This is a genomic window from Deltaproteobacteria bacterium (assembly GCA_029210625.1).
GTDB lineage: Bacteria > Myxococcota > Myxococcia > SLRQ01 > SLRQ01 > JARGFU01.
Window position 1 is genome coordinate 1 of the sequence record JARGFU010000051.1, and the last position, 23,031, is coordinate 23,031.

General features: G+C 72.2%; 21 protein-coding genes. 16 read left to right on the forward strand and 5 right to left on the reverse strand.

What is annotated here, in order from left to right:
* Positions 1–1,776: putative metal-binding motif-containing protein (locus P1V51_24660; protein MDF1566247.1), on the reverse strand; the 1,776-nt coding region annotated here is incomplete at its 3' end.
* 138 nt (positions 1,777–1,914) lie between these two features.
* Here P1V51_24660 and P1V51_24665 point away from each other — a divergent pair.
* Together P1V51_24665 and P1V51_24670 are read left to right on the forward strand one after the other, a co-directional pair.
* Positions 1,915–2,082, forward strand: a complete 168-nt coding sequence (locus P1V51_24665) for a hypothetical protein (GenBank protein MDF1566248.1) — start codon at positions 1,915–1,917, stop codon at positions 2,080–2,082.
* A gap of 10 nt (positions 2,083–2,092) precedes the next feature.
* Positions 2,093–2,593, forward strand: coding sequence for a hypothetical protein (locus P1V51_24670; GenBank protein MDF1566249.1), 501 nt, complete (start codon positions 2,093–2,095; stop codon positions 2,591–2,593).
* 7 nt (positions 2,594–2,600) lie between these two features.
* Here the strand turns inward: P1V51_24670 and P1V51_24675 are convergent, their stop codons facing one another.
* Positions 2,601–3,491, reverse strand: coding sequence for an acyl-CoA desaturase (locus P1V51_24675; GenBank protein ID MDF1566250.1), 891 nt, complete (start codon positions 3,489–3,491; stop codon positions 2,601–2,603).
* 120 nt (positions 3,492–3,611) lie between these two features.
* On the opposite strand from P1V51_24675, the gene P1V51_24680 reads away from it, so the two are divergent.
* Genes P1V51_24680 through P1V51_24700 form a run of 5 tightly spaced genes read left to right on the forward strand, consistent with a single transcriptional unit; the run spans position 3,612 to position 8,343 of the window.
* The gene (locus tag P1V51_24680) at positions 3,612–4,829 is read left to right on the forward strand and encodes a M48 family metallopeptidase (GenBank protein ID MDF1566251.1); all 1,218 of its coding nucleotides are present in this window, start codon (positions 3,612–3,614) and stop codon (positions 4,827–4,829) included.
* Positions 4,819–5,268 carry a hypothetical protein gene (locus tag P1V51_24685; protein MDF1566252.1) on the forward strand — a complete coding sequence of 150 codons (450 nt, stop codon included), beginning with the start codon at positions 4,819–4,821 and terminating at the stop codon, positions 5,266–5,268. The genes P1V51_24680 and P1V51_24685 overlap by 11 nt, the downstream gene beginning before the upstream one ends.
* A gap of 7 nt (positions 5,269–5,275) precedes the next feature.
* On the forward strand, positions 5,276–6,064 hold the full coding sequence (locus P1V51_24690; GenBank protein ID MDF1566253.1) for a hypothetical protein: 789 nt from the start codon (positions 5,276–5,278) through the stop codon (positions 6,062–6,064).
* A gap of 50 nt (positions 6,065–6,114) precedes the next feature.
* Positions 6,115–7,032: a hypothetical protein gene (locus P1V51_24695; GenBank protein ID MDF1566254.1), complete on the forward strand. Its 918-nt coding sequence runs from the start codon at positions 6,115–6,117 to the stop codon at positions 7,030–7,032.
* 3 nt (positions 7,033–7,035) lie between these two features.
* Positions 7,036–8,343, forward strand: coding sequence for a hemolysin family protein (locus P1V51_24700; protein MDF1566255.1), 1,308 nt, complete (start codon positions 7,036–7,038; stop codon positions 8,341–8,343).
* Between the two features lie 23 nt (positions 8,344–8,366).
* Here the strand turns inward: P1V51_24700 and P1V51_24705 are convergent, their stop codons facing one another.
* Together P1V51_24705 and P1V51_24710 are read right to left on the reverse strand one after the other, a co-directional pair.
* Entirely contained in the window at positions 8,367–9,734 is a 1,368-nt protein-coding gene (locus P1V51_24705) for a hypothetical protein (protein MDF1566256.1), read from the reverse strand.
* Positions 9,735–9,736: 2 nt separating this feature from the next.
* Complete coding sequence (locus P1V51_24710) at positions 9,737–10,291, reverse strand: hypothetical protein (protein ID MDF1566257.1); 555 nt, start codon at positions 10,289–10,291, stop codon at positions 9,737–9,739.
* A 32-nt stretch (positions 10,292–10,323) separates the two neighbouring features.
* On the opposite strand from P1V51_24710, the gene P1V51_24715 reads away from it, so the two are divergent.
* The 6 genes from P1V51_24715 (at position 10,324) to P1V51_24740 (ending at position 17,522) form a co-directional block, all read left to right on the forward strand.
* Entirely contained in the window at positions 10,324–11,013 is a 690-nt protein-coding gene (locus P1V51_24715; GenBank protein MDF1566258.1) for a pilus assembly protein N-terminal domain-containing protein, read from the forward strand.
* Between the two features lie 90 nt (positions 11,014–11,103).
* On the forward strand, positions 11,104–12,381 hold the full coding sequence (locus P1V51_24720; protein ID MDF1566259.1) for a TolC family protein: 1,278 nt from the start codon (positions 11,104–11,106) through the stop codon (positions 12,379–12,381).
* Entirely contained in the window at positions 12,378–13,556 is a 1,179-nt protein-coding gene (locus P1V51_24725; GenBank protein MDF1566260.1) for an efflux RND transporter periplasmic adaptor subunit, read from the forward strand. Before P1V51_24720 ends, P1V51_24725 begins: the two co-directional genes overlap by 4 nt.
* Positions 13,553–16,657, forward strand: coding sequence for an efflux RND transporter permease subunit (locus P1V51_24730; protein MDF1566261.1), 3,105 nt, complete (start codon positions 13,553–13,555; stop codon positions 16,655–16,657). Before P1V51_24725 ends, P1V51_24730 begins: the two co-directional genes overlap by 4 nt.
* 99 nt (positions 16,658–16,756) lie before the next feature.
* The gene (locus P1V51_24735) at positions 16,757–17,239 is read left to right on the forward strand and encodes a hypothetical protein (GenBank protein MDF1566262.1); all 483 of its coding nucleotides are present in this window, start codon (positions 16,757–16,759) and stop codon (positions 17,237–17,239) included.
* Between the two features lie 4 nt (positions 17,240–17,243).
* A complete protein-coding gene (locus P1V51_24740) occupies positions 17,244–17,522 on the forward strand; it encodes an MTH1187 family thiamine-binding protein (protein MDF1566263.1) in 279 nt (92 codons plus the stop codon).
* A gap of 94 nt (positions 17,523–17,616) precedes the next feature.
* Here P1V51_24740 and P1V51_24745 read toward each other — a convergent pair whose 3' ends face one another.
* The gene (locus P1V51_24745) at positions 17,617–20,622 is read right to left on the reverse strand and encodes a hypothetical protein (protein MDF1566264.1); all 3,006 of its coding nucleotides are present in this window, start codon (positions 20,620–20,622) and stop codon (positions 17,617–17,619) included.
* 82 nt (positions 20,623–20,704) lie between these two features.
* Between P1V51_24745 and P1V51_24750 the strand changes: the two genes are divergently transcribed.
* The 3 genes from P1V51_24750 to P1V51_24760 all read left to right on the forward strand — a co-directional run.
* Positions 20,705–21,457, forward strand: coding sequence for a polysaccharide deacetylase family protein (locus P1V51_24750; GenBank protein MDF1566265.1), 753 nt, complete (start codon positions 20,705–20,707; stop codon positions 21,455–21,457).
* 35 nt (positions 21,458–21,492) lie between these two features.
* Positions 21,493–22,782: a metallophosphoesterase gene (locus tag P1V51_24755; protein ID MDF1566266.1), complete on the forward strand. Its 1,290-nt coding sequence runs from the start codon at positions 21,493–21,495 to the stop codon at positions 22,780–22,782.
* On the forward strand, positions 22,782–23,031 hold a 250-nt coding region (locus tag P1V51_24760; protein ID MDF1566267.1), incomplete at its 3' end, for an AAA family ATPase. The genes P1V51_24755 and P1V51_24760, both read left to right, overlap by 1 nt.

Sequence of the window (23,031 nt, forward strand, 5' to 3'; positions counted from 1 at the left end):
GTCGATCGTGCAGCTCACGCCATCGTCGGTGCCCGGAGCGGTGCCCGCCTGGCAGTCCAGCGTCGCGCTGCAGGTCTCGGCGCCGTTGCAGAAGGCGCCGTCGTCGCAGAGGGCGGCGCTCGGCGTGTTCACGCAGGCGCCCGCGGAGCAGGTGTCGACGGTGCAGGAGACCCCGTCGTCGCAGTCACCGTCGACGGTGCAGGTGCAGCCGCCGCAGAGCCCGCCACCGCAGGTGCCGCTGCAGGCCCCGATGGTGCACGCGATGCCGTCGTCGTTCGCGCTCTGACAGCCGAGCGCGGGGTCGCAGGTGTCCGCCGTGCAGGCGTTGCCGTCGCTGCAGGCGCCGTCGTCCGGGGTGCTGGCGCAGGCGTCGGCGCCCGGATCGCAGGCATCGACCGTGCAGGGCACCCCGTCGTCACAGACCGGCGGCAGGCCCGGCACGCAGTCGGAGACCGCATTGCAGGTCTCCGCACCGTTGCAGAAGGTCCCGTCGTCGCAGGCCGTGTCGTCCGGGGTGTGGACGAAGGTGTCCGTGGCCTCGTCGCAGGTGTCGACCGTGCAGCCGACTCCGTCGTCCGCGCTCGGGGCCGCGCCCGCCTGGCAGTCGAGGGCCGGATCGCAGGTCTCGGCGCCGTTGCAGAAGGCGCCGTCGTCGCAGGCCGCGTCGTCCGGGGCGTGGACGACGACGTCCCCCACCTCGTCGCAGGCGTCGACCGTGCAGCCGACCCCGTCGTCCAACGCCGGGGCCGTTCCGTCCCGGCAGCCGAAGATGGCGTCACAGACCTCCGCCCCGTTGCAGAAGGCGCCATCGGAGCAGTTCGGATCGTGCGGCGTGCTCCGGCAGAAGCCGTCCAGGCAGGCGTCCACCGTGCAGGCGACCCCGTCGTCGCAGGTGGGCGGCATCCCCGGCAGGCAGCCGAGGACGGGGTTGCAGGTCTCGACGCCGGTGCAGAAGTCGCCGTCGTCGCAGGCCGCCTGGATCGGCAGGTTGAGGCAGACGCCGCCGCTGCACGCGTCGCTCGTGCAGGCCACGCCGTCGTCGCAGTCGGCGTTGGTCGTGCAGGTGCAGCCCCCGCAGAGCCCCCCACCACACGTGCCCGAGCACGCCCCCACGGTGCAGGTGGCGCCGTCGTCGTCCGCGTGCTGGCAGCCGAGGGTGGCGTCGCAGGTGTCGGTGGTGCAGGCGTTGCCATCGGAGCAGGCCGCGTCGTCCGGCGTGGAGGTGCAGGCATCGGAGGCCAGGTCGCAGGCGTCGGTGGTGCAGTCCAGGCCGTCGTCGCAGGTGGGCGCGGTGCCGGGCTGGCAGCCGGAGAGGCCCCCGCAGGTCTCGGTGCCCGAGCAGAAGCGGCCGTCGTCACAGAGGGCGTCGCCTCCCTCGTCGATCCCGCCCACGCAGTCGTCGTCGATGCCGTTGCAGATCTCGGTGGCGCCGGGGTGCACGTCCGGGTTGCCGTCGTCGCAGTCGGTCCCGCCGCAGGCCGCGTCGGTGTGCTGATCGCCGTCCAGGTCCGGGCAGCCCCCGCCGTCCGGATCGCCGCCGTCGGGGTCCCCGCCGTCCGTCACCGAGCCGTCGGGATCCCCGCCATCCGTCGAGCCGTCCGGCGCGCCCCCGTCGTCGCCGCCGTCGCTCACCGAGGCGTCCGGCCCGGCGTCCGCGCCCGACCCCTTCCCGTCACAGCTGCAGGCCGGGAGCAGGACCCAGCCGAGCGCGAGGACGATCAGGAGGGGTGACCACCGGGAGCTGGTGCCAGGGAGCAGATCGACGGAGCGCGGCATCTCGACCTCGGGCAGGGGGAGCGAAGGATCTCCATCATGGTGACGACTTCCGCGCCTGTCCGCCAGTGCCGCCCCGGCTCCCCCCCGATCGGCGAGCCTGCTCCAACTCGACCTTTCCGATAGGCTCCATCAGAAACCGTGACCCTCGCGGTCGAGCCCGCGTTCGATGCATCCCCTCTCCACCGCCCCCGTGAGCGCCTCTTGCCCGAGCGGCGGGCGAGGCAGATCGCCTTCGGCTCGGCCCGGTGGCTCTTCCTTCTCTGGGCCCTCTCCCTGCTCGCCCTCGTCCTCTACTTGCTCTACTGAAGAGGGCCAGATGAGCGAGATCGTCGGAGTCTGCTCCCTCCACCCGGAGGTGCCCGCCGCCGCGGCGTGCTCGCGCTGTGGCACCTACCGCTGCGCGGCCTGCCTCTCGGCCTCGACCGGGCTCTGCGGCGAGTGCCGGACCGGGCCGGAGGAGCCCCGGCCCCGCGGCGCGACCCTCGACGCCGCCGAGCGGCTGACCCCCGCCTGGATGGTCGTCGCCGTGCTCGCCAACCTCTTCTTCCTCTCCCCGGGGATCGCGCGGCTGGTCATGAACTTCGCGCCCGAGCTGCTGCGCTACTTCCTGCTCGAGCTGCTCTCCATCGGGCTCCTCCTCGGGCTCTGGAAGATGAGGAAGCTGGCCCTCTACGGCTGGAGCCTCCTCGGCCTCTACTCGGTCGCCTCGAGCCTCTACTACCTCGGGACCGGGGGCCTGCAGCACCTCACCCTGAGCGTCGGCCTGCGCCTCCTGCCGATCGTCGTCGCGATCGCCTACTGGCGCCGGATGCGCTGAGCGCGACTCAGCCGGAGTTCGGCTCCAGGGCCGCGGCCGGGACGGGGAGCGGCGAGCGCCGGCCCTCCGTGAGCACCCGCTCGGGCGGCTTGCGCAGGTCCCAGACGACGCCGGCCGCGGCGAGGAGCTTCAGCAGGTAGTAGGTCGGATCCCACTCCCACCAGTAGAAGCCCTGGTTGGAGCTCGACTGGTAGTGGTGATGGTTGTTGTGCCAGCCCTCCCCGCAGGTGAGGACGGCCAGGAGGAAGGAGTTGCGCGAGTCGTCGGAGGTGCCGTAGCGGCGCCGCCCGAAGACGTGGGCCAGGCTGTTGATCACGAAGGTGCCGTGCCAGAGCAGGGTGGTGCTGACGAAGAAGCCCCAGAGCAGCCACACCCAGCCGCCGAGGGCGAAGAGCAGCGCCGCGAAGGCGACGACCACCACTCCCCAGTTGCGATCCAGCCAGCGGAGCTCGGGGTAGCGCGCGAAGTCGCGGATCCCCTCCTCCTGCGTCGCCTGGTACTTGTCGCAGAGGAACCAGCCCACGTGGCTCCACCAGAAGCCCTTGCGGGGGCTGTGGAGATCGTCGGCGCGGTCGGAGAAGCGGTGGTGGTGCCGGTGGTGGGCCGCCCACCAGAGCACCCCCTTCTGAGAGGAGCTCGTCGCCAGCACCGCCAGGACGAACTGGAAGGCCCGCGAGGTCTTGAAGGCCCGGTGGGAGAAGTAGCGGTGGTAGCCCAGGGTGACCCCGACCATCCGCAGGAAGTAGAAGCCCAGGGCGATCGCCACGCCCTCCCAGGAGAGCCCGAGGATGAAGGGCGTGAGCAGCGCGCCGAGGTGGACCGCATAGAAGGGCAGAGATCTAAGGTGGTCGACCTTCTCGTCGGGGCTGCGGAGGATGGTGGTGCTGGAGGTTCCCATGGCCAGGAATCTGCGCCCTGGAGGCCGATTTCGGGGTCACCCTTCGGTCAGGGAAGCGTCAGGAATCCGTCAGGGACAGGCCTCTCCCCCGCGCTCCCGAACCTGTTATCTTCTCCGGCCATGGGCGCACTCGACATCGCTGCGTGGCGCTTCTCGGGGGACACCGAGCTCCGGGATGCACTCCTCAAGGACCCGGCCTTCCAGGCCGACGCCGAGCTCGCACAGGCACGGCGCGCCCGCGACTCGATGCGGGCCCACCTCCTGGGCAACGCCGTGCGCATCGACAAGGAGGTGCTCCCTCACCTGGAGGACGCCTTCCGGACGATCGCCAACCGGATCGAGGGCTGCGAGGACATCGAGTGCTACGTCTTCAGCGAGGCGGGCATCAACGCCTTCGTCACCCAGGGCCGCAAGCGCACCCTCGTCGCGCTCTCCAGCGGCGCCGTCGACTCGCTGACCCAGGGTGAGCTGCAGTTCGTCATCGGCCACGAGCTGGGGCACGCGGCCTACGGCCACCTCGACCTGGAGGTCGGGCGGTTGGTCGCCGAGGGCGGCCTGGGCCCCTCCTCCTGCATGAAGGCCCGGGCCTGGCAGCGCGCCGCCGAGATCTCGGCCGACCGCGCCGGCCTCCTCGCCTGCAACTCCCTCGAGACCGCGTCCTCGGCCCTCTTCAAGACGGTCTCGGGGCTGCTGCGGGCGGACATCGTCATGCGGCCCGCCGAGTTCGCCGGCCAGTGGCAGCACCTCCTCGACGAGGTGCGCGGCGACGGCGAGCGGGACCACTGGCACTTCTCCCACCCCTTCCCGCCCCTGCGCATGCGGGCGATGGTCGCCTTCTGGGATCAGTACCAGCAGCTCCCGGAGGGCGGTGGGCTGAACGACATCCCCGGCAGCGAGAAGGAGATCCGGCGGATGCTGGACATGATGGATCCCTCCTCGGGCGACGAGGCCCTGGGGGATCCCCTCCTGACCGGCTTCTTCTACTGGGGCGGCTACTACGTGGCCCTCGCCGACGGCGTGCTGCACCTCGCCGAGGTCGATCGGCTGCTCTCGGTGAAGCCGGCGGAGGCCGACGCCCCCTCGGCCGAGGACCCCGCCAGCGCCGAGGTCTGCCTGGCCCACTTCAAGGCCAGCCAGGAGAACCGGCGCAAGAAGCTCTCGGCAGTGGAGCTCCACCGCATCATCTACGGGCTCATCGACGTCGCCGCCGCTGACGGGCACATCGACGAGAACGAGGTCTCCCGCCTGAGGGAGCTGGGCGACATCATCGGCGTGCCCGGAGACGCCGTGGAACTGATCGTGGGTCAATACAAGAAGGAGATGGGCGATGAACGTTGAAGAGCGGTTGGATGTCCTCAAGCAGATTGGCAACGTGGCCGCGCTGGCGGGCCTGAAGGGTGGCGTCGACGATCAGGGTCGGCACTTCATGATGGGCTTCGCCCTCGACGACGGACGGCGGCAGGCCGTCTACGTGCGCCCGGCGGGCGAGAACATCGGCGGCCAGCTGGTCGTCACGGTCTTCTCCCCCTGCCTCTCGGTGAAGAAGGGCCTCTTCGCGGGCTTCTCGAAGGACAAGGCCCTCGAGCTGCTGAAGCTGAACGAGCAGGTGCTCTTCGCCCGCTTCGGCATCTGGGAGAACGACGACGAGTACATGGTGGTGGCCTCGGTGGATCACCTCATGGAGACCCTCGATCCGGACGAGCTCAAGAGCAGCGCCTGGCACGTCGCCTTCGCGGCGGACAACTACGAGCGCAAGTACGGCGGCGACGACTTCTAGGGCCACCATGCGTCTGATCTCTCTGGCCGGCGTCATCGCGATCTGCGGGGCGCCGGCCTTCGTGTCTGCGGCCGAGGGCGAGGAGGCCCCGGCCGTCTCGATCGAGATCCTCCTCGAGGGGGTCGCCCTCCAGTCCGAGGGGCTCGTCGAGTCCTTCGCCACCGGCGAGTACGAGGTCCGCACCCGGGTGCTGGAGATCGACGACGACGGCCGGCCGAAGATGGAGCGCAACACCATCGACCGCGTCGTCCAGAAGGAGGGCGTGCCCGAGCTCACCCTCGTCTCGGCCGTCGAGGGCGGCGAGGACGTCCGGGAGCGCATCCTGGAGGAGCGGGCCGAACGTCAGGAAGAGGCGAAGAAGGAGGCCGCCGAGGAGGGCCGCGACGGCAAGGGGCGCGAGCGCGGCGACTTCCCCAACCCCTTCCGGGGCGAGCTCCAGGAGAAGTACCGCTTCGAGATCGCCGGACCGGACCGGCACGTGCCCGGCGCCCTGAAGGTGACCTTCGAGCCGAAGGGCAAGCCCGACAAGAAGCTCTTCACCGGCCACGCGATCATCGACGCCGAGCGGCGCCGGATGATCTCCCTCACCGCCCGGCCCTCCAAGTACCCCTTCGGCCTCGACGAGATGTTCATCTCGGTCACCTTCGGCGAGGAGGGGGGGCGGCCGATCCTCCAGAGGATCTTCGGCAAGGGCCGCGGTGGCCTCCCCCTGATGAAGCGGAACTTCGAGTTCAGCAGCCGCTTCCTCCAGTGGAAGCTGCCGGCCTCACCGGCCCCCGTGGCCCCACCTCCCTAGGAGCCGTCATCTTCGTGTGCTGCCGGCTCAATCGTGGCAGAGTGCGGCCCATGCGCAAGCTGCGACTGGCCCTGTTGGGGGCGGGGATGCTCTTCATCCTCGGTGGCTGTCCTTCCTACCTCACCATGCAGAGCACCCGGACCGTCGAGCCGGGGCAGCTCGAGCTCTCCGCCGCCGCGGGCCGCTTCATCACTGCCGGCGGTTCGGGGCCGCTCTCCCAGCTGACCGGGGTGGTCGGCCCGACCCAGCTCGAGGGCGCCGCCCGCTTCGGCCTCGTGCCCAACCTCGACCTGGGCATCCGCCTGCGCCTGGCCGACCTCGGCGTCTCGGGCGGCCTGAAGCTGCGCTTCCTGAACCTCGAGGGCTTCCAGATGGCGGTGGCCGGCGAGTTCGGCACCAGCCTCTGGGCGCCGATCTTCAACGCCATGTCCGAGGCCTTCCTGGAGGACCGCGGCATCTCGGTCTTCCTCTGGTGGACCGACGTGGCGCTCCTGGGTTCGGTGCCGATCGGCAGCGACTACCTGGCCTTCTTCGGCGGCAAGTTCAAGCTGACCAACTACTCGATCGACAACGTCTCCAACTTCTTCGGCGGCACCGGGGGCAGCGGCTCGGTGGGCATCTCCAGCACCCAGATCCAGCCCGGGGTGGTCTTCGGCGTCGACATGATGCTCAAGGGCGGCGCCCGGATCCTTCCCGAGCTCGACGTCCACTACGACACGGTCTCCCGGGCCTTCATCTTCCAGCTCGGCGTCTCCATGGCCATCGGCGGCCAGAAGAAGCGGCACCGGCCCTCCGAGCCGGCGCTCGCCCCAACCCCCGCCCCGGCTCCGGCCCCGGCCCCGACGAGCACCCCGGCCCCGGCCCCGACGAGCACCCCGGCCCCGGCCGAGGAGGGCTTCGTCCCGCCGCCCCCCGACCCGTCCCCGCCCGCGGACGAGTTCGTGCCCCCGCCCGCGGCCCGGAGCTGACGCGTGGACACCGGAGACTCCCTGGCGCTGGCCACCGGCGCCCTGGCGCTGATCCTGCGGGGGCTGCTCGTCGCGGTCGACACCGCCCTGCTCTCCACCGGCATGGAGGAGATCCAGGAGCTGGCCGAGGCCGGCAAGCGCGGCGCCGCCCGGGTGCTGCACCTGAAGGCCAATCCCCAGCAGACCCGGGTCGCCCTGCGGGCCGGCGAGATGATCCTCCTGGCGCTGACGGCCGTCCTCGCCGGTCACGTCGGGCTGCGCCTGACCGGTGAGTGGCTCGCCGGCCTCGGCGTGCAGGCCGGCACCTCGCTCCTCGTCGGCAGCCTGCTGAGCGCGCTGGCGGTGACCTTGATCGCGCTGGTCATCGGGGACCTCGGCCCCCGGGCCTGGGCCGTGCGCGATCGCAGCGCCGTCGCCCGGAGCCTGGGCTGGCTGGCCGCCACCACCCGCCTGCTCTTCCTCCCCGGCGTGAAGGTCTACTTCCTCCTCTCGGACCGGATCTTCCGGCCGATGGGCCTGGACCTGCGCCGCTTCAACCCCGCCACCCCGCTGGAGGATCTGGAGGCCGCCCTGGTCGAGCGCGCCCAGGAGGGGGGCGTCGCCGCGCCGACCCCCGAGCTGATCCACTCGATCTTCGAGTTCGGTGAGACCACGGCGAAGGAGGTGATGATCCCCCGCACCCAGGTGGTGGCCGTCGAGCTCGGCGCCCCGCCCAGCGAGGTCCTCGAGACCTTCACCTCCGGCGCCCACACCCGCCTGCCGGTCTACGAGGGTGAGCTCGACAAGATCGTCGGCATCATCCACGGCAAGGACATCATCCCCATCTTCGAGCGCTCGGCGCCGCTGGAGCTCGAGAAGATCATGCGGCCGCCGACCTTCGTGCCCTGGTCCAAGCGCATCAACGAGGTGATGCGCGAGTTCCAGCAGAAGCACATCCACCTGGCGATCGTGGTGGACGAGTTCGGCGGCACCATGGGCCTGATCACCCTCGAGGACATCCTCGAGGAGATCGTCGGCGAGATCGAGGACGAGTTCGATCCCCCCGAGACCAAGGACGTCGAGGCCCTGCCCGACGGCACCTTCCTGGTGCGCGCCTCGATGGAGATTGAGGACTTCAACAGCCACTTCGGCACCGAGATCCCGGAGGAGGGCGAGTTCGAGACCCTCGCCGGCCTCCTCAACCTCCTGGCCGGCGCGATCCCCCAGGTGGGCGACACCTTCGTCCACGCCGGCCTGAAGCTCACCGTCGCCAAGCGCTCCGAGCGCCGCATCCGCCAGGTGCGGGTGCAGCGCGCCCAGGCTCCGAATTGAGCGCCGCCACCGCGAGGTGGCTTCTAGGGATCGAGGCGGAGGATCGAGACGGTGTCGCGGGCGTCGGGGTGCTCGGCGGCCGTCCAGATCCGGTTCACGTCCCGCTCGTAGTAGAGGTCCTCGGCGCCGTAGGGCCAGGCGGAGATGCTGCTCGTGAGGCCCGGCCGGGTCCGGTAGAGGCGGCCGTAGCCGCTCGCGGTCTGGCTGGAGCAGGAGAGGTAGTAGTTGCCCGCCCAGGAGAGGCCGCCCTGCATCCGGGTCTGGGCGCCGACCACCGCGGCCTGGCCGCGCACCACGCCGTCGGCCTCCTCCTGCAGCCAGCCGGTCGCGAGGTCGACCGGCCAGGAGACCAGGCGCCCCAGGACGTCGCCCGAGTGGTACTCGCCGCTGACGATCACCGGCGGGCTGGCGCTGCGGTCGAGGCCGGCGAAGGAGAAGCGCACGTCGCAGGCCTCGGCCGGCATCACGTAGCGCGCCACCTGGGGGACGACGTAGCGGTAGCCGTGGCCGTCCACCCGGCCGGCGCTCACGCCGATCCGGGTCTTGTCGTCGGTGTGGGTGGTCTGGAGGGTGAGGGAGAGATCGAAGACCCGGAAGCCGTTGCCGGTGTCGGCGACCAGGAGCAGGTCTCCGATCCAGACCATGCCCCCGGCGTGGAGGGCTCCGCCGCTGCCGGTGACCACCGGCCCGAAGGTCGCGGCGCCGCCCTCGCGGCGCGGCTCGACCAGGAGCAGGTGGCGGTAGGTGACGTCGGCGGGATCGGTGAGGTCGACGAGGGAGACGCGCACGCCCTTGGCCGGAGTGTTGCCGGTGTGGTCGTACCAGCTCACCAGGATCAGGCGCCGCCCCTCGGGCCGGCCGTCGGCCTGGCGGTCGCTGCCGCCGGTGATGCCCTGCGGATACCAGTCGGTCGTGGCCATGTCCCCGGCGTTCCAGCGGAAGCCCAGGTAGGGGTGGTTCTGCAGGCGATCGGCGGTGTCGGCGGTGACCCCGGAGAGGGCCGCGCGGTTGAGGTTCTGCAGGAGCTCGGAGAGCGGGCGGTAGCCCCCGGCGAGCGGCGCGATCTCGTCGAAGATCGCCCGGGCGGCCGCGGGATCGCCGCTGCGCACCAGGCCGAAGGCGCAGGCCTCGAGGGCGACCATCCGGTGCTCGGTGATCGCGGTGGGCTCGACCCCGGCGCAGCTCGCCGGGAAGTCACCACAGCGGGGCGGCGTACCGCCATCGTCGCCACCGGCGTCGGGCGCGCCACCGTCGGGGCCGCCGTCGGTCTCCCCGCCTCCGTCCTCTCCGACGCCAGCGCCCCCCTCGGCGCCGCAGGCCGCGACGAGGAGGAGCACCGCCGCTCCCGTGAGCAGGGCCGAGCGTCCCGGGTGGGCCAGCTTCCGCTTCATCGTCACTCTCCTCGGCCAGAGGATACCGCGTCCCGGTACCCCTCGATCGGGAGGACCTCGCTGCCGTCGTCGAGCGCCTGCGCGAGATCCCAGTAGCGCTGCAGCGGGATCGCGTCCGCGCGCGAGGGCAGGATGGGCGGCCAGGGGGGGAAGGCCTCGGGGGGGACTGCGCCCACCATGTGGCTGCGGTCCGAGGAGAAGCGCGCGACGAAGGCGGCGGCGGGGATGCGACGGACGAAGGCGCGGAAGGCCTCGGGCAGCCCGGCCTGCGGCGGGAAGGTCGCCCGCAGGTAGTCCTCCACGGGCATCGGGAAGGGCAGGCGGGTGTCGAGGTCATAGACGAGGCCGCCGGCCCGGACGACCACGTGGTAGTCCCAGACGACCAGGCCCATCTCCGCCTCCTCTCCCCGCGCCTGCTGGAGCATCAACACCCTGCACGCGGGGTTCGAGAAGAGCAGGACCTCGGCCTCCTCGCCCGCCTCGAGCAGCCGCCCGGCCAGGTGCCAGGCGTTCTCCTCGCAGAAGAGCGGGCAATGGAGCTGGTCGTCGCGTTCCACCGTCCCCGGTTTCTACTGGATATGATGAGGGGATGCGAAGCACCCTCGCCGCCCTGCTGCTCCTGCCGGCCCTGGCCCTCGGCCAGCCGCTGCGGCCGGAGGAGCAGGTGGACGCGCCCGCCGCCGAGGAGGTCGTGCGGACGATCGAGATCGCCCGGGGCACCCAGCAGCTCGTCGACGTCGCCGGCGTGGAGCGGGTGTCGATCGGCGACGACGCGGTGGCCGACGCGAGGGTGATCGAGGGCGACCAGCTCCTGCTCACCGCCCTGAAGCGCGGGAGCACGAGCCTGATCGTCTGGCTCCCCACCCACCGGGAGGCCTACCGGGTGGTGGTGACCGACTCCCGCGTGGTGGAAGAGGCCCGCAGCGTGCTCGAGGCGGCCGGGCTCTCCCCGCAGCTCTCCCTGATCGAGACCTCGACCGGCAAGCTGGTGCTGCGCGGTGAGCTCCACACCCTCGCCGAGCTCGAGCGCTACCGCAGCGCCGCCCGGATGCTCCCCGGAGAGGTGGTCGATCTGGTGCGGGCCGACACCGCCATCTACCGGGAGCTCGCCGCGCGGATCACCGAGGCCCTGCACGCCGCGGACCTCCCCGGGGCGGAGGCCGTCGCCGTGCACGGCACGATCTTCCTCGAGGGCTCGGTGCCCGACGAGGACGAGCGCGAGCGCGCGATGAAGATCGCCCGCGCCATCCACGGCGACATCGTCACCCGGCTGGAGTGAGCCCCCACCGACCGGGGGTCCGAAGTACGCCCGAGATCGTGTGATCTGACCCACCGGGGAGTAGATTGCCCCCTCCCGAGGCCAAGCCCCGTGCGTGCCCCCTTCCTGCTGCTGCTGACGCTCTCCCTCGCCTCGCCGGCCCCGGCGAGCGCCGCGGAGGTGCGCCTGACCCTCGAGGAGGCCCTCGCGGAGGTGCGGGAGAAGGGAGAGGGCTGGGAGATCGCGGCCCTGCGGGTGGAGGAGAGCCGGGCGCTGCGGCGCGAGGCGCTCTCACCCCTGCTGCCCTCCCTCTCCCTCGGTGGCAGCGGGGTCTGGAACGGCGTCACCGTGGACATCGGCGGCTCCTCCTTCCGGCCGCGCTACGACTGGGACGCCACGGCCCGCCTCTCCCTCACCCTGGTCGATCCCGCCCTCTACCCCTCCTATCGCGCGGCGGCCCGGCAGACGCGCGCCGCCGAGGCCCGGGCCGCGTGGATCCGGGCCGAGCTCCTCTTCGAGGTCGAGCAGGCCTTCTTCCAGCTCGCCGCCCTGGAGGAGGAGCTCTCCATCGCCCGTCGGGCCGCAGAGCTCCGCGCCACCTACGTCGAGCGCGCCCGCGCCCTCATCGCGAGCGAGCTGGCCCTGCCCATCGACCTGGCGCGGGCCCGGGCCTCGCAGCTGGAGGCCGAGCAGCTGGTGCTGGACGCGGAGGGGAGGCTGGGCAGCGGCGCCGACGCGCTGGCCCTGCTCCTGGGGCGCGCTCCCGACGGCGGCCTCCGGGCGAGCTTCGACACCACCCTCCCACCGGAGCAGCCTCCCGAGGCGGCGCCAGAGGTCCCGCCGGGCGGGCGCGCCGACCTGCGCGGGCTGAAGCTCTCCCTCGAGGCCCGGCGCCTCCAGATCGATCGCCGCTGGTGGTCCCTCTTCCCCGCGCTCTCCCTCTCCGGGCAGGTCGGCCTGGGTGAGCCCTCCTTCACCTCTCCCGACGGCTACTCCGGGTCCATCACCCTCTCCCTGCGCTGGACCCTCTACGATGGCGGCGCCACCTACGCCCTTCTTGCCGCCGAGCGCGCGCGGGCCCGGATCGAGGAGCTCGAGCTCTCCCGGGCGACCCGCCGGGCCGAGGCGGAGATGAGCCGCGCGCGGCGCGACTGGCGCCTCTCCTTCGCCGTCATCGGGGTGGCCACCGAGAAGCTCGAGGCCGCCCGCCAGGCCCACGAGATGGCCCGGGCCCGCTTCGAGGCGGGCACCGCCGACACCATCGAGGTCGACGAGGCCGCCGACGCCCTGCTGCGGGCCGAGGTGGACCTGAACCGCGCGCGCCTGCGCGCCCGCATCGCCCGGGCAGCCTACCTGCACCAGAGCGAGACCGGAGAGCAGAGCCCATGAGATCTTCCCCCGCCCTCCTGCTCCTCGCCTCCCTCTCCCTGACGGCCTGCCCCGCGAAGGAGACGAAGCCCGCCGGCGGCCGGGGTCCCGGTGGCCCGGGCGGGATGCAGGGCAACACCGGCCGGGTGGTCGAGGTCGAGCGGCCGCAGCGGGGCCCCTTCACGGTCAGCGGCCAGTACCCGGGCGAGTTCGTCTCGGACGCCGCGGCGCGGCTCAACTCCGAGGTGGCCGGCACGGTGCGCTCGCTCGAGGCGCGCCTCGGCGACAGGGTCGAGAAGGGGCAGGTGCTCGCCACGGTGGACGCCTTCGACTACCGCTCCCGCGTGCAGGAGCTCGAGGCCGAGATCGCCGTGGGCGAGGCCCAGGTCGAGCAGGCCCGGGTGCAGGCCCGCAACCTCGAGGCCGAGCTCGAGCGCAAGTCCCCCCTGCTCCAGCGCCAGCTGATCACCGAGCGGGAGATCGAGGACCTCCAGGCGAAGGTGAGCGCGGCGCACCAGGCCGAGGCCATCGCCCGCTCCTCGGTGGAGCGCAGCCGGGTGCGCGCCCGGTCGGCCAGCCAGGACCTCTTCGACACCCGCATCCGCGCACCCTTCGCCGGCGTCATCGCCGAGCGCCACGTCGACATCGGCAGCCAGGTCGGCCCGAGCACGCCGGTCTTCGACCTCGTCGATCTCGACGCGATCTACTTCCGCCTGCGGGTCCCCGAGCGCGACTCGGGCCAGGTGGAGGTGGGCCGCCCGGTGACGGTCCGGGTCGAGGCCCTCGGCGGCCGCCAGGTCGAGGGGGCGGTCTCCCGGATCGCGCCCGCCCTCGACCCCTCCACCCGCACCCTGCGGGTGGACGTGGGGCCGACGCCCGGGGGCGGCGCGGTCTGGAGCGGCGTGAAGCCCGGCATGTACGGCCAGGCCCGGCTGCGCCTCGGTGAGCGCGAGGACGCCCTGACCCTCTCCCTGCCCTCGGTGTTGCGCGACCGCGACGGCCGCCGCTTCGTCTTCGTGGTCGAGGACGGCAAGGCCCGGCGCCTCGACGTGCAGCCCGGCCTCGCCTCCGAGGAGCGGATCGAGATCCTCGGCGACTTCCCCGCGGACGCCGCGGTGGTCCGCCGGGGGGCGGAGCAGCTGCGGGACGGCACCGAGGTCAGCACGGTGGACACGGAGGCGAAGGCCTCGCCGTGAGCCTCTCGAGCACAGCGGTCCGCCGGCCGGTCCTGACCACCATGGTATTCGTGGCCCTCCTCGCCCTGGGCGCGGTGAGCTTCACCCGGCTGCAGGTCGACCTGCTGCCCGAGCTCGACTTCCCCTCGATCTCGGTCGTCACCACCTACGAGGGCGCCGGCCCCGAGGAGATCGAGACCCTGATCACGCGGCCGATGGAGCAGGCCGTCGCCTCCATCGAGGGCATCGACCGGCTCGAGAGCTTCTCGGCCGAGGGGCGCAGCCGCGTCGCCCTGCGCTTCGTCTGGGGCACCAACCTCGACGTGGCCCTCAACGACGTGCGGGCGGTGGTCGAGCAGGTGAAGGCCGTGCTGCCCGAGGAGGTCGACAACCCCGTCGTCTTCAAGTTCAACCTCGGCAGCTTCCCGATCCTCCACGCCGGCCTCTCGGGCGAGCTCGACGAGTCCTCCCTGCGGCGCCTGGCCGAGCGGGACCTCCTGCCCCGCCTCGAGCGGGTCGAGGGCGTGGCCGCCGCGAGCGTCCGCGGCGGGCTCGAGCGCCAGATCCACGTCCTGCTGCAGACCGACCGCCTCCAGAGCCCCGCCATCAGCCCCCAGGAGGTGGTGGACGCCCTGCGCTCCGGCAACCGCAACGTGCCGGCCGAGCAGGGCGAGCGCAACGTGCTGATGCGCACGGTGGGCGAGGCCGAGAGCATCGAGGAGCTGCAGTCGCTGGTGGTCACCACCCGGATGGTGGGCGGCAGCCGCCAGCCCATCCACCTGCGAGACGTCGCCACGGTGGTCGACTCGCACCAGGAGATGACCGCCGCCGTCTACATCAACGGCCGCCCGGGCATCCGGATCGCCATCAACAAGCAGTCGGGCGCCAACACCGTCGAGGTCTGCCGGCGGGTGCGCGAGGAGATCGAGCGGATCAACGCCGACGAGGAGGGCCGCGCCCGCCTCGACGTGATCACCGACACCTCCGAGTACATCGAGGCGTCGATCAACAACGTCCAGACCTCGGTGCTCATCGGCGCGGGGCTGGCGGTGCTGGTCCTCTTCTTCTTCCTGCGCAACCTGCGCTCGACCATCGTCGTCGCCATCGGCATCCCGATCTCGGTCATCGGCATCTTCACCCTGATGTACCAGTTCGACATCACCCTCAACCTGGTGAGCTTCGGCGGGCTCGCGCTGGGCATCGGGATGCTGGTCGACAACACCATCGTCATCCTGGAGAACATCTTCCGGAAGCTCGAGGGCGGCCACGCCCCCTTCGACGCGGCCATCGAGGGCTCCCGCGAGGTCGGCGGCGCCATCGTGGCCTCGACGATGACCACGGTCGTGGTCTTCCTGCCGGTGATCTTCCTCGCGGGCTTCGCGGCGATCTTCTTCGGCCAGATGGCCTTCGTCGTCTCCTTCGCCCTGCTCTGCTCGCTGGCCGTGGCGCTGACCCTGGTGCCCGTCCTCTCCTCCCGCTTCCTCTCGATCCGGGACGCCCAGAGCCACCAGGACGACGTGATCGGCCGGGCCCTCCACGCCCTCGATCGCCTCTACGGCCGCTTCGTGGACGGCTGCCTCGCCCGGCCGAAGAGCACCCTCCTCCTCGCCGCCCTGCTGACCGCGGCGGCCGTCGCGGCCGGCCCGCTGATCGGCACCGAGCTGATGCCCGAGGACGATCAGTCCGACGTGCGGGTGGACATCGAGCTGCCCACCGGCACCCGGCTGGAGATCACGGAGGAGGCGGCCCGCAAGCTCTCCGAGATCATCGTGGCCGAGGTCCCCGAGCTCGAGAGCATGCAGACCGTGGTCGGCACCCCCGGCTTCTGGTCCCGCTCCGGCGAGGAGGCCGCCGACATCGACCTCTCGCTCACGCCGCCCTCCGAGCGGAAGCGCAGCAGCGAGGCGATCGCCGAGGACCTCCGCAAGAAGCTCGAGGGGGTGATCCCCGGCGGGGACCTGCGGGTGCGCGCCGGCGGCGGCCTGTGGATCCTGCGGATGCTGCGGGGCGGCGGCGAGCGCCTCGAGGTGCAGATCCGCGGCTTCGACCTCGCCACCGGCGACCGCCTCACCACCGAGGCGAAGGAGCGCATCGAGAAGGTGCCCGGCGTCTCCGGCGTCCGGGTGGGGCGGCGGCCCGGCGGCCGCGAGGTGCGGGTCCTCCCGGACCGCGACCGGATCGCCAGCATGGGCCTGCGGGTCGACCAGGTCTCCAGCCAGCTGCAGACCCTGCTCCAGGGCACCCGCGCCACCGTGCTGCGCGCCGAGGGCGACGAGTTCCCGGTGGTGGTGAAGCTGCCCGAGAACGAGACCCGCAGCATCCAGGCCGCCCTCGATCTGCCCATCGTCATCCCGGGGGTCGGCCCCACCCCGATGCGCAACCTCGTCCAGATCGAGGAGACCGAGGGCCCCCTGACCATCGAGCGCTTCAACCAGCGCCGGGTGGTCGACATCACGGCGATCCTCTCGGGCGAGCGCGACCTCGGCGACGTGGTCACCGACCTGCGCGCCTCCCTGCGCGAGATCGACGTGCCCCCGACCTTCTCCATCGTCGTGCGGGGCGAGACCGAGGAGCAGGAGCAGACTTTCCGGAGCCTGCTGACCGGCATCCTGCTGGCCATCGCGCTGGTCTACATGGTGATGGCCGCGCAGTTCGAGAGCTTCCGTCAGCCCTTCCTGATCATGTTCTCGATCCCCTTCGCGGTGGTCGGCGTGGTCGCGGTGCTGCTGCTCACCGGCACCACCTTCAACATCCAGTCCTTCATGGGCTGCATCGTCCTGATCGGCGTGGTGGTGAACAACGCCATCGTGCTGGTGGACTACGTGAACCTCCAGCGGCGAGAGCACGGCCTCGCCGTCCGCGAGGCGGTGGCCCTCTCCGCCCGGCGGCGCCTGCGGCCGATCCTGATGACCACCGCCACCACCATCCTGGCGCTCCTGCCGGTGGCGGCGGGCTTCGCCGAGGGCGGCGAGACCCAGGCGCCGCTCGCCCGGGTGGTGATCGGCGGCCTGCTCACCTCGACGGCGATCTCCCTGATCATCATCCCGGTGCTCTACGACCTCTTCGAGGGCCGCCAGGAGAAGCCGAAGCCCGAGCAGGTGCGGCTCGAGAAGGCGGCCTGAGGGAAGGGCGCCCTATCGGGCGGCCGGTGGCCCTGCTATGGCTTCGGACCGGTCCAGGCGGACCACGGTCGTTCCACCTTTTTTGCCGGGAGGCGTGTGATGGGTTTCTTCGACAAGGCCAAGAAGTTCCTCGGGGGTCACGGGGTCAAGGTGCAGCACGTGGAGATCGAGCGGCAGGAGCCCGGCTCGGTGAGCCTGCCCATCGGTGACACGGTGGTGAAGGGGAAGTTCCTGATCTCTGCCGACGACGACGCCGAGGTGCTCTCGATGCGCTCCGAGTTCGTCATGTCCTTCACCAACGACGACGGCATGGAGGTCGCCGAGATCCTCGGCGCCGACACCTTCCCCGACGAGTACACCTCCCGCTCGGACGACATGCTGCAGTACCCCTTCACCCTGAAGGGGGGCGAGACCGTCGAGGACTTCTTCATCATCAGCATGGACGAGGCCGACATCCCCACCGCCCTCGAGAACAGCGGCGTCGAGCTCTCGCAGGTGCGCTTCTTCGTGCGGACCGAGGTCGACGTGAAGGGCTCGCCCTTCGACCCCGAGTGCTCCGACGACATCACCATCGTCGAGTGAGCCCGTGCGCGCGCTCGCCGAGATCCAGGTGATCCCGCTGGGCGCGGGGCCCTCCGTCCGCGAGGAGGTCACCCGCGCCCACCGCCTCATCGAGGCGTCGGGGCTCACGGTGCAGCTCCACGCCTACGGCACCAACGTCGAGGGGGAGCTCTCCGAGATCCTGAAGGTGATCGAGACCATCCACGAGACCCTCCACGCCGAGGGCGTCGTGCGCCTCTCGACCGCCATCAAGCTCGGCACCCGCACCGACAAGGTCCCGACCCTGGCCGCCAAGAAGCTCTGAAGGTCTGAAGGGGTCAGACCCTGACAATTGACATTTGTGGGTACCGGCTCGCGCGGCGCCTCGTCCAAGTGTCAATTGTCAGGGTCTGACCCCATCAGGGTCCGTCGAGGGTCATCCAGAGGGCGTCGACGGTTAGGGTCGAGGCGCCCAGGTGGGTGGCGCCCTCGCGGGGCCGCACGAGCGCCTCGGCGCTGCGGCTCCCCGCGTCGAAGTAGCGCGAGAGGAGCGCCGGGTCGCTCACCTCGAAGTCGAGGCGCGCCTGCGGGCCCCCCAGGTCGCTGGTGGTGTTGCTGGCCACCACGTCCCAGTTCCCGGAGATCCGGTCCCAGAGCAGGAGCTCGACCCCGGTGACGCCGGCGCTCTTCAGGCTCGCTCCGCTGCCCGCCGCGACGGCCGAGACCGTGATCTGCTCGACGGTGGCGGGGAGGCCCGGCTTGCCGGCGAGGTGCGCCTGCAGCATCGGGAAGCGCCAGGGATAGCCGTACTCGTAGACCTCCCAGTAGATCGCGTAGGAGCTCGTCCCCTCGCCCCCCATGAACACCGTCCGGCCCCGGACCTCGTCGTAGCCGGCGGTGGACGCCGCGAGGGTCTCCGGCGGCGCGTCACCCAGGGACGAGGCGGGGGACCAGTCGCCCCCCACCCACTCCCAGATCGTCGAGTCCACGCTGGGCCCGTACCCGCCCCAGACGATCGTCCGCTCCCGGTGGAGGTCGTAGGCCATCACGTGCTCGTAGCGAGCGCCGGGGGAGGTCTGGGCGAAGAAGCAGTTCCAGTCCGCCCCGGCCCAGGTGCAGGTGTCGTCGTAGATCGTCGGGGTGCTGGGATCCCTGCTCCCGTAGTGGATCACGACGCCCGAGCCCCGATCGAAGGCCATGGCTCCCGAGTCGGCCCAGAAGATCCCGGTGGGCACCTCGCGCCAGCCGCCGGTCCAGGCCCAGGTCTTCAGCTGAGCCGTGGCGCTGGTGGGGCTGGAGAGCATCAGGCCTCCGGCCATCAGGATCTCCTGGCGCACGGGATCGTAGACGCTGGCGTAGGAGTGCGTCGCCGGAGGCAGCCCCGGGGTGACCAGCTCCTGCCGCCAGCCCTCCACCCCCAGGGACCACATCGGGTCGACGAGCCCGTACTGAGCGCCGCAGACCCTTCCCGAGAAGAGGTAGGCCCGCTCGCGGCCCTCGTCGTAGACGAGCTGGGCGTCACAGACGCTGAAGGGGGAGAGGGCGAAGGGCTCGGTCCACGCGTGGCCGTCCCAGGCCCAGGTGTCGGCGTGGGGGGAGTAGCTCGAGTCCCGCCCGCCGCTGACGACGAAGCGGCGCATCGCCCGGTGGTAGGTGCCGACGTGCCGGTCCCGCTCCGGGGGGACCGTGGCGGGGCTCGGCGTCCACCAGCGCGGCTGGGTGCCGGCGGGCTGCTGCGCCTCGCTGCGGAGGTGGGGGCTGCCGTCGATGTGGTCGAGGTCCCGGTAGGCCGCGCTGTTCACCTCGGTGGCCCCCAGGCCCGCCAGCGGCATCAGCCGCTGATCGAGGGTCACCGCCTGGTAGCGCGTCGGGTTGGGGAGGCCCGAGCCCGGGAAGGTGCCGCGGCCGTCGGCGCGGAAGGCCGCGCGCGGCTGGAGGGGCGGGCAGGCGTTGCCCAGGACATCCCGGCCCTGGACCCAGACCTCGCTCACGCCCACCAGGGCCACCGGGGCGATCGCGCCGCTCGCGTCCGCGGTCCGGGTCTGGAGGACGGCGCCCCCCTGACCCTCCGTGATCTCCACGGTGGCGCCGGCCTCGAAGGCGCCCGCCTCGGCGACCAGCTCGATGTCGTCCCGCCAGTCCACCACCGCCCGGATCGGGGCGCCGGGGTAGCGGCAGGTGAAGTCGAAGGTGACCGGATCGGTCGTGGCCAGCGCGGTGTTGCCGGCCAGATCCTCGAGGACCAGCGCCACGTTCAGGGGCGTCTCCTCGGGCTCGAGGCCGAGGGCGTCGTAGTGGCAGATCCAGGTGAAGGTGCCATCGCGCTGACAGCGCATGGGCAGCTGGTAGGACGGGAAGCCCACGCTGCCCGAGACCGAGGCGAGGGCCTCGCTGCCGACCACCGTGGCCTCGAAGGCGCCGCCCGCCCCGACGCGCTCGGCGGAGAGGTTCGCCTGCAGGAGCGCGGGCGCGGTGAAGTCCAGCTCGATGGCGAAGGTCTCGCTGCGGGTGGCCCCGCCCACGTCCTCGGCGAGCACCTCGATCTCGGTCAGCCCCTCGGGCTCCGCGCCCGTGAGCAGGTGGGTGTAGGTGTAGGCCCAGCCCGAGACGAGCTCCGTCTCGGCGGTCTGGAGGAAGTCGCTGGCGCCGAGGTGCACCCGGGAGCCCGCGGCCAGCGGGCGGTCGGCCACGAACTCCACCGTGACCGTGTCACCGGCCCGGGCGATCAGCGGGGTGGCGCGCAGGTCGGTGACGACCGGCGCGTTCCCGAAGCGCAGCTCACCCGCGGCCGGCAGCACCAGCGAGGTCTCGTTGCCCGCGAGGTCACGCAGGAGGACGTCGAGGGAGTAGGGGCCCTGGATCTCGGTGCCCGCCGGGGTCGCGGTGCAGAGGAAGCGCTGGTCCGACCCGCTCTCGGACTCGGGCAGGCAGTCGAAGGTCAGGTCCCGGCTGCTCACCGCCGGCGCCGAGAGGATCTCGTCGGCGTCGAGGGTGAGGGTGATCGTCTCGCCGGCGGCCGCGATGGGCGGGGTGAGGCTGCTGGTGATCAGCTGCGGCGGGGTGAAGTCGAAGGTGACCGTCGTGGTGGCCCGCGCCTCCTGGCCCAGGATCGCGCTGACCACGACCGGCGTCTCCTGCCCCTCGGGCTCGTCCCCCGAGGGGATGAGGCGGTAGACGAAGCGCCCCTGCTCGTCGGGCCCCGAGAGCTTCGAGGCGAAGCGGCCGGCGATCTCGACCACGGGATCCCCGGTGGGCGTCGCCGAGGTGGCGAACTCGATCATCAGATCGACGCCCGCCCGGGCCGGATCCGGGCTGACCCGCAGATCGGCGATCGGACCGTCGCCGGCCTCGGGTAGCTGGAAGTCCCGGGAGCAGCCGCCGACGAGGAGGACGGCTGCGAACACCCCCACGGCGCGCATGCTCATCCGGGCAACCTATCATCCGATCCCGCGTCGCTGCGCTGGAGGTTTCCCCCCGGGGTGAGGGCTATTCTGCCCCGGCACCACGATGCTCACCCGCGCCACCCTCCTCGTCCTCTCCCTCTCGCTGGCCGCCTGCGGCCGGGGGGAGACCTGCGTGCGCGAGCAGCCGGGGGTGATGCTCTCCTTCGACGACTTCGACTGGACCTGGGAGGCCCACCTCCCCCTCCTCGCCGAGCACGCCGCGCGGGTGACCTTCTACCCGAAGGGCGAGTGGCTGCGGGATCCGGCCGAGACCGCGGCGCGGCTCCTGCCCCTCGCCGAGGGAGGGCACGCCTTCGGGGTGCACACGATCGAGCACGAGCGGGCGGCCCGGGAGTGGCTCCTCCACGAGGAGCGCTGGCTCGAGGACGACGTGCTGGTGGCGAAGGCGACCCTGGAGCGGGTGCTCGAGCGGCCGGTGCGCAGCTTCGCCTACCCCCGGGGGGAGCACACCAGCCTGACCGACCGGGCGATCTTCCCCCACTTCGATCACCTCCGCGGCTTCCGGGAGGAGCACCGCAGCTACTGGGACGGGCAGCTGCGCCAGACCCCCCGCTTCTTCTTCTCCACCTCGATCGACACCCGCTGGGAGCGCGACGAGGCCTACTTCGAGGAGCACCTCGACGCCCTGGCCGCCACCCGCTGCGAGGTCTGGCCGATCACCAGCCACGGCATCGACGACGACCGCTGGGGGATCACGCCCGAGCGGCTGGCCTGGCTCCTCGGGGCGATCCGGGCGCGGGGGCTGGCCTTCTACGTCCCCGACGACTTCCTGGATCCCGGCCCCCTCGAGCCCTGACCTGGCGTCAGGGGCCGGTGGTAGGGTGACCGGCGATGGCGAGGCCGCTTCTCTTCGTGGGTGACGTGCACCTGGGCCGAAGGCCCACCGGGCTGGACGGGGCCCTGCCCCACGGCCTCGAGCTCGAGGCCCTCTCGCCCACCGCAGCCCTGCGCGCGACCGTCGACCTCGCCCTCGAGCGCAAGGTGCGGGCGGTGGTCTTCGCCGGCGACCTGATCGACGACGCCGAGGATCGCTTCGAGGCCATCCGCCCCCTCGAGGAGGCGGTCCGCCGTCTCGGCGCCGCGGGGATCTCGGTCTTCGGGGTCGCCGGCAACCACGACACCCTCGCCCTCCCCCGCCTGGCCGGCCGCATCGAGGGCTTCACCCTCCTGGGCGAGGGGGGCCGCTGGCAGCTCGAGGCGATCCCCCCGATCGACGAGGGCGATCCGCCCCTCGACCTGCTCGGCTGGTCCTTCCCCGAGAGCCACGTCCTCGAGGATCCCACCGCCGAGCTCGAGGGCTCCGGCATCCTCGCCGCGCGCCGGCCTGGCGCTCGCCTGCTGGGCGTGCTCCACGGTGATCTCCTCGACGCCGGCTCCCGCTACGCGCCCCTGAGCCGGCACCGCCTCGCGGCCCTCGGCGCCGACGCCTTCCTGCTCGGGCACATCCACCGCCCCGACGCCCTCACGGGGGAGCGCCCCCTGGGCTACCTCGGCTCGCTCTGCGCCCTCGACGCCGGAGAGACCGGACCCCACGGGCCCTGGCTCCTCCACCTCGAGGGCGAGACGCGGCTGGAGCAGGTGCCCCTCTCGCCCCTGCGCTACGAGGCGATCACCCTCGCCCTCGAGGAAGCGAGCGCCCGCACCCCCGACGCGCTCCTCGCGGCGATCCGCGCCCGGCTCCCCGAGGGAGAGCTCGATCCGCGGCACACCCGCCTCGTCGTGGTGCGCGCCACCCTCGAGGGCCGGCTCTCCGACCGCCAGGCGGTGAGAGAGCTCGCGGCGCTCTCGGTGGGCGAGCGACAGCTCGGCGGAGAGATCCCGGGCCTCGTCGAGCGCGTCGACGATCGGACCCGGCCGGCGCTCGATCTGCAGCACCTGGCCGAGCGCCCCACCCCGGTGGGCCACCTCGCGCGCCGGATCCTGGCGCTGCAGGAGGGCGACGAGGCCGCGCGCGCCGCGCTGCTCGCCGACGCCCGCGCGCGCTGCCACGACTGGCTCTCGGGCCGCTGGGCGCTCCCCCCGGGAGCGTCGCTCGCGCCCCCCCTCGAGGACCGGCTCCTGCCCGCGGCCTGGGCGGCGCTGGAGGCGCTGCTGGAGCACAGCTCGGAGGGCGCGGGCTGATGTGGATCCGCAGCCTGCACCTCCGCGACGCCCCGGGCCTCGAGCCGCTCTCTCACGAGACGCTGCAGCCCGGGGTCAACGTGATCTGGGGACCGAACGCCTCGGGGAAGAGCACGATGGCCCGGGCGCTGCGATCGCTCTTCGCCCGGGGCCCCGGCGGGCCGGCGCGAGTGACCGCCATCGTCGAGGAGGGGCGCGGGCGCCACGAGCTGATCCGCCCCCACGACGGCGCGACCCTCTGGCCCCCCG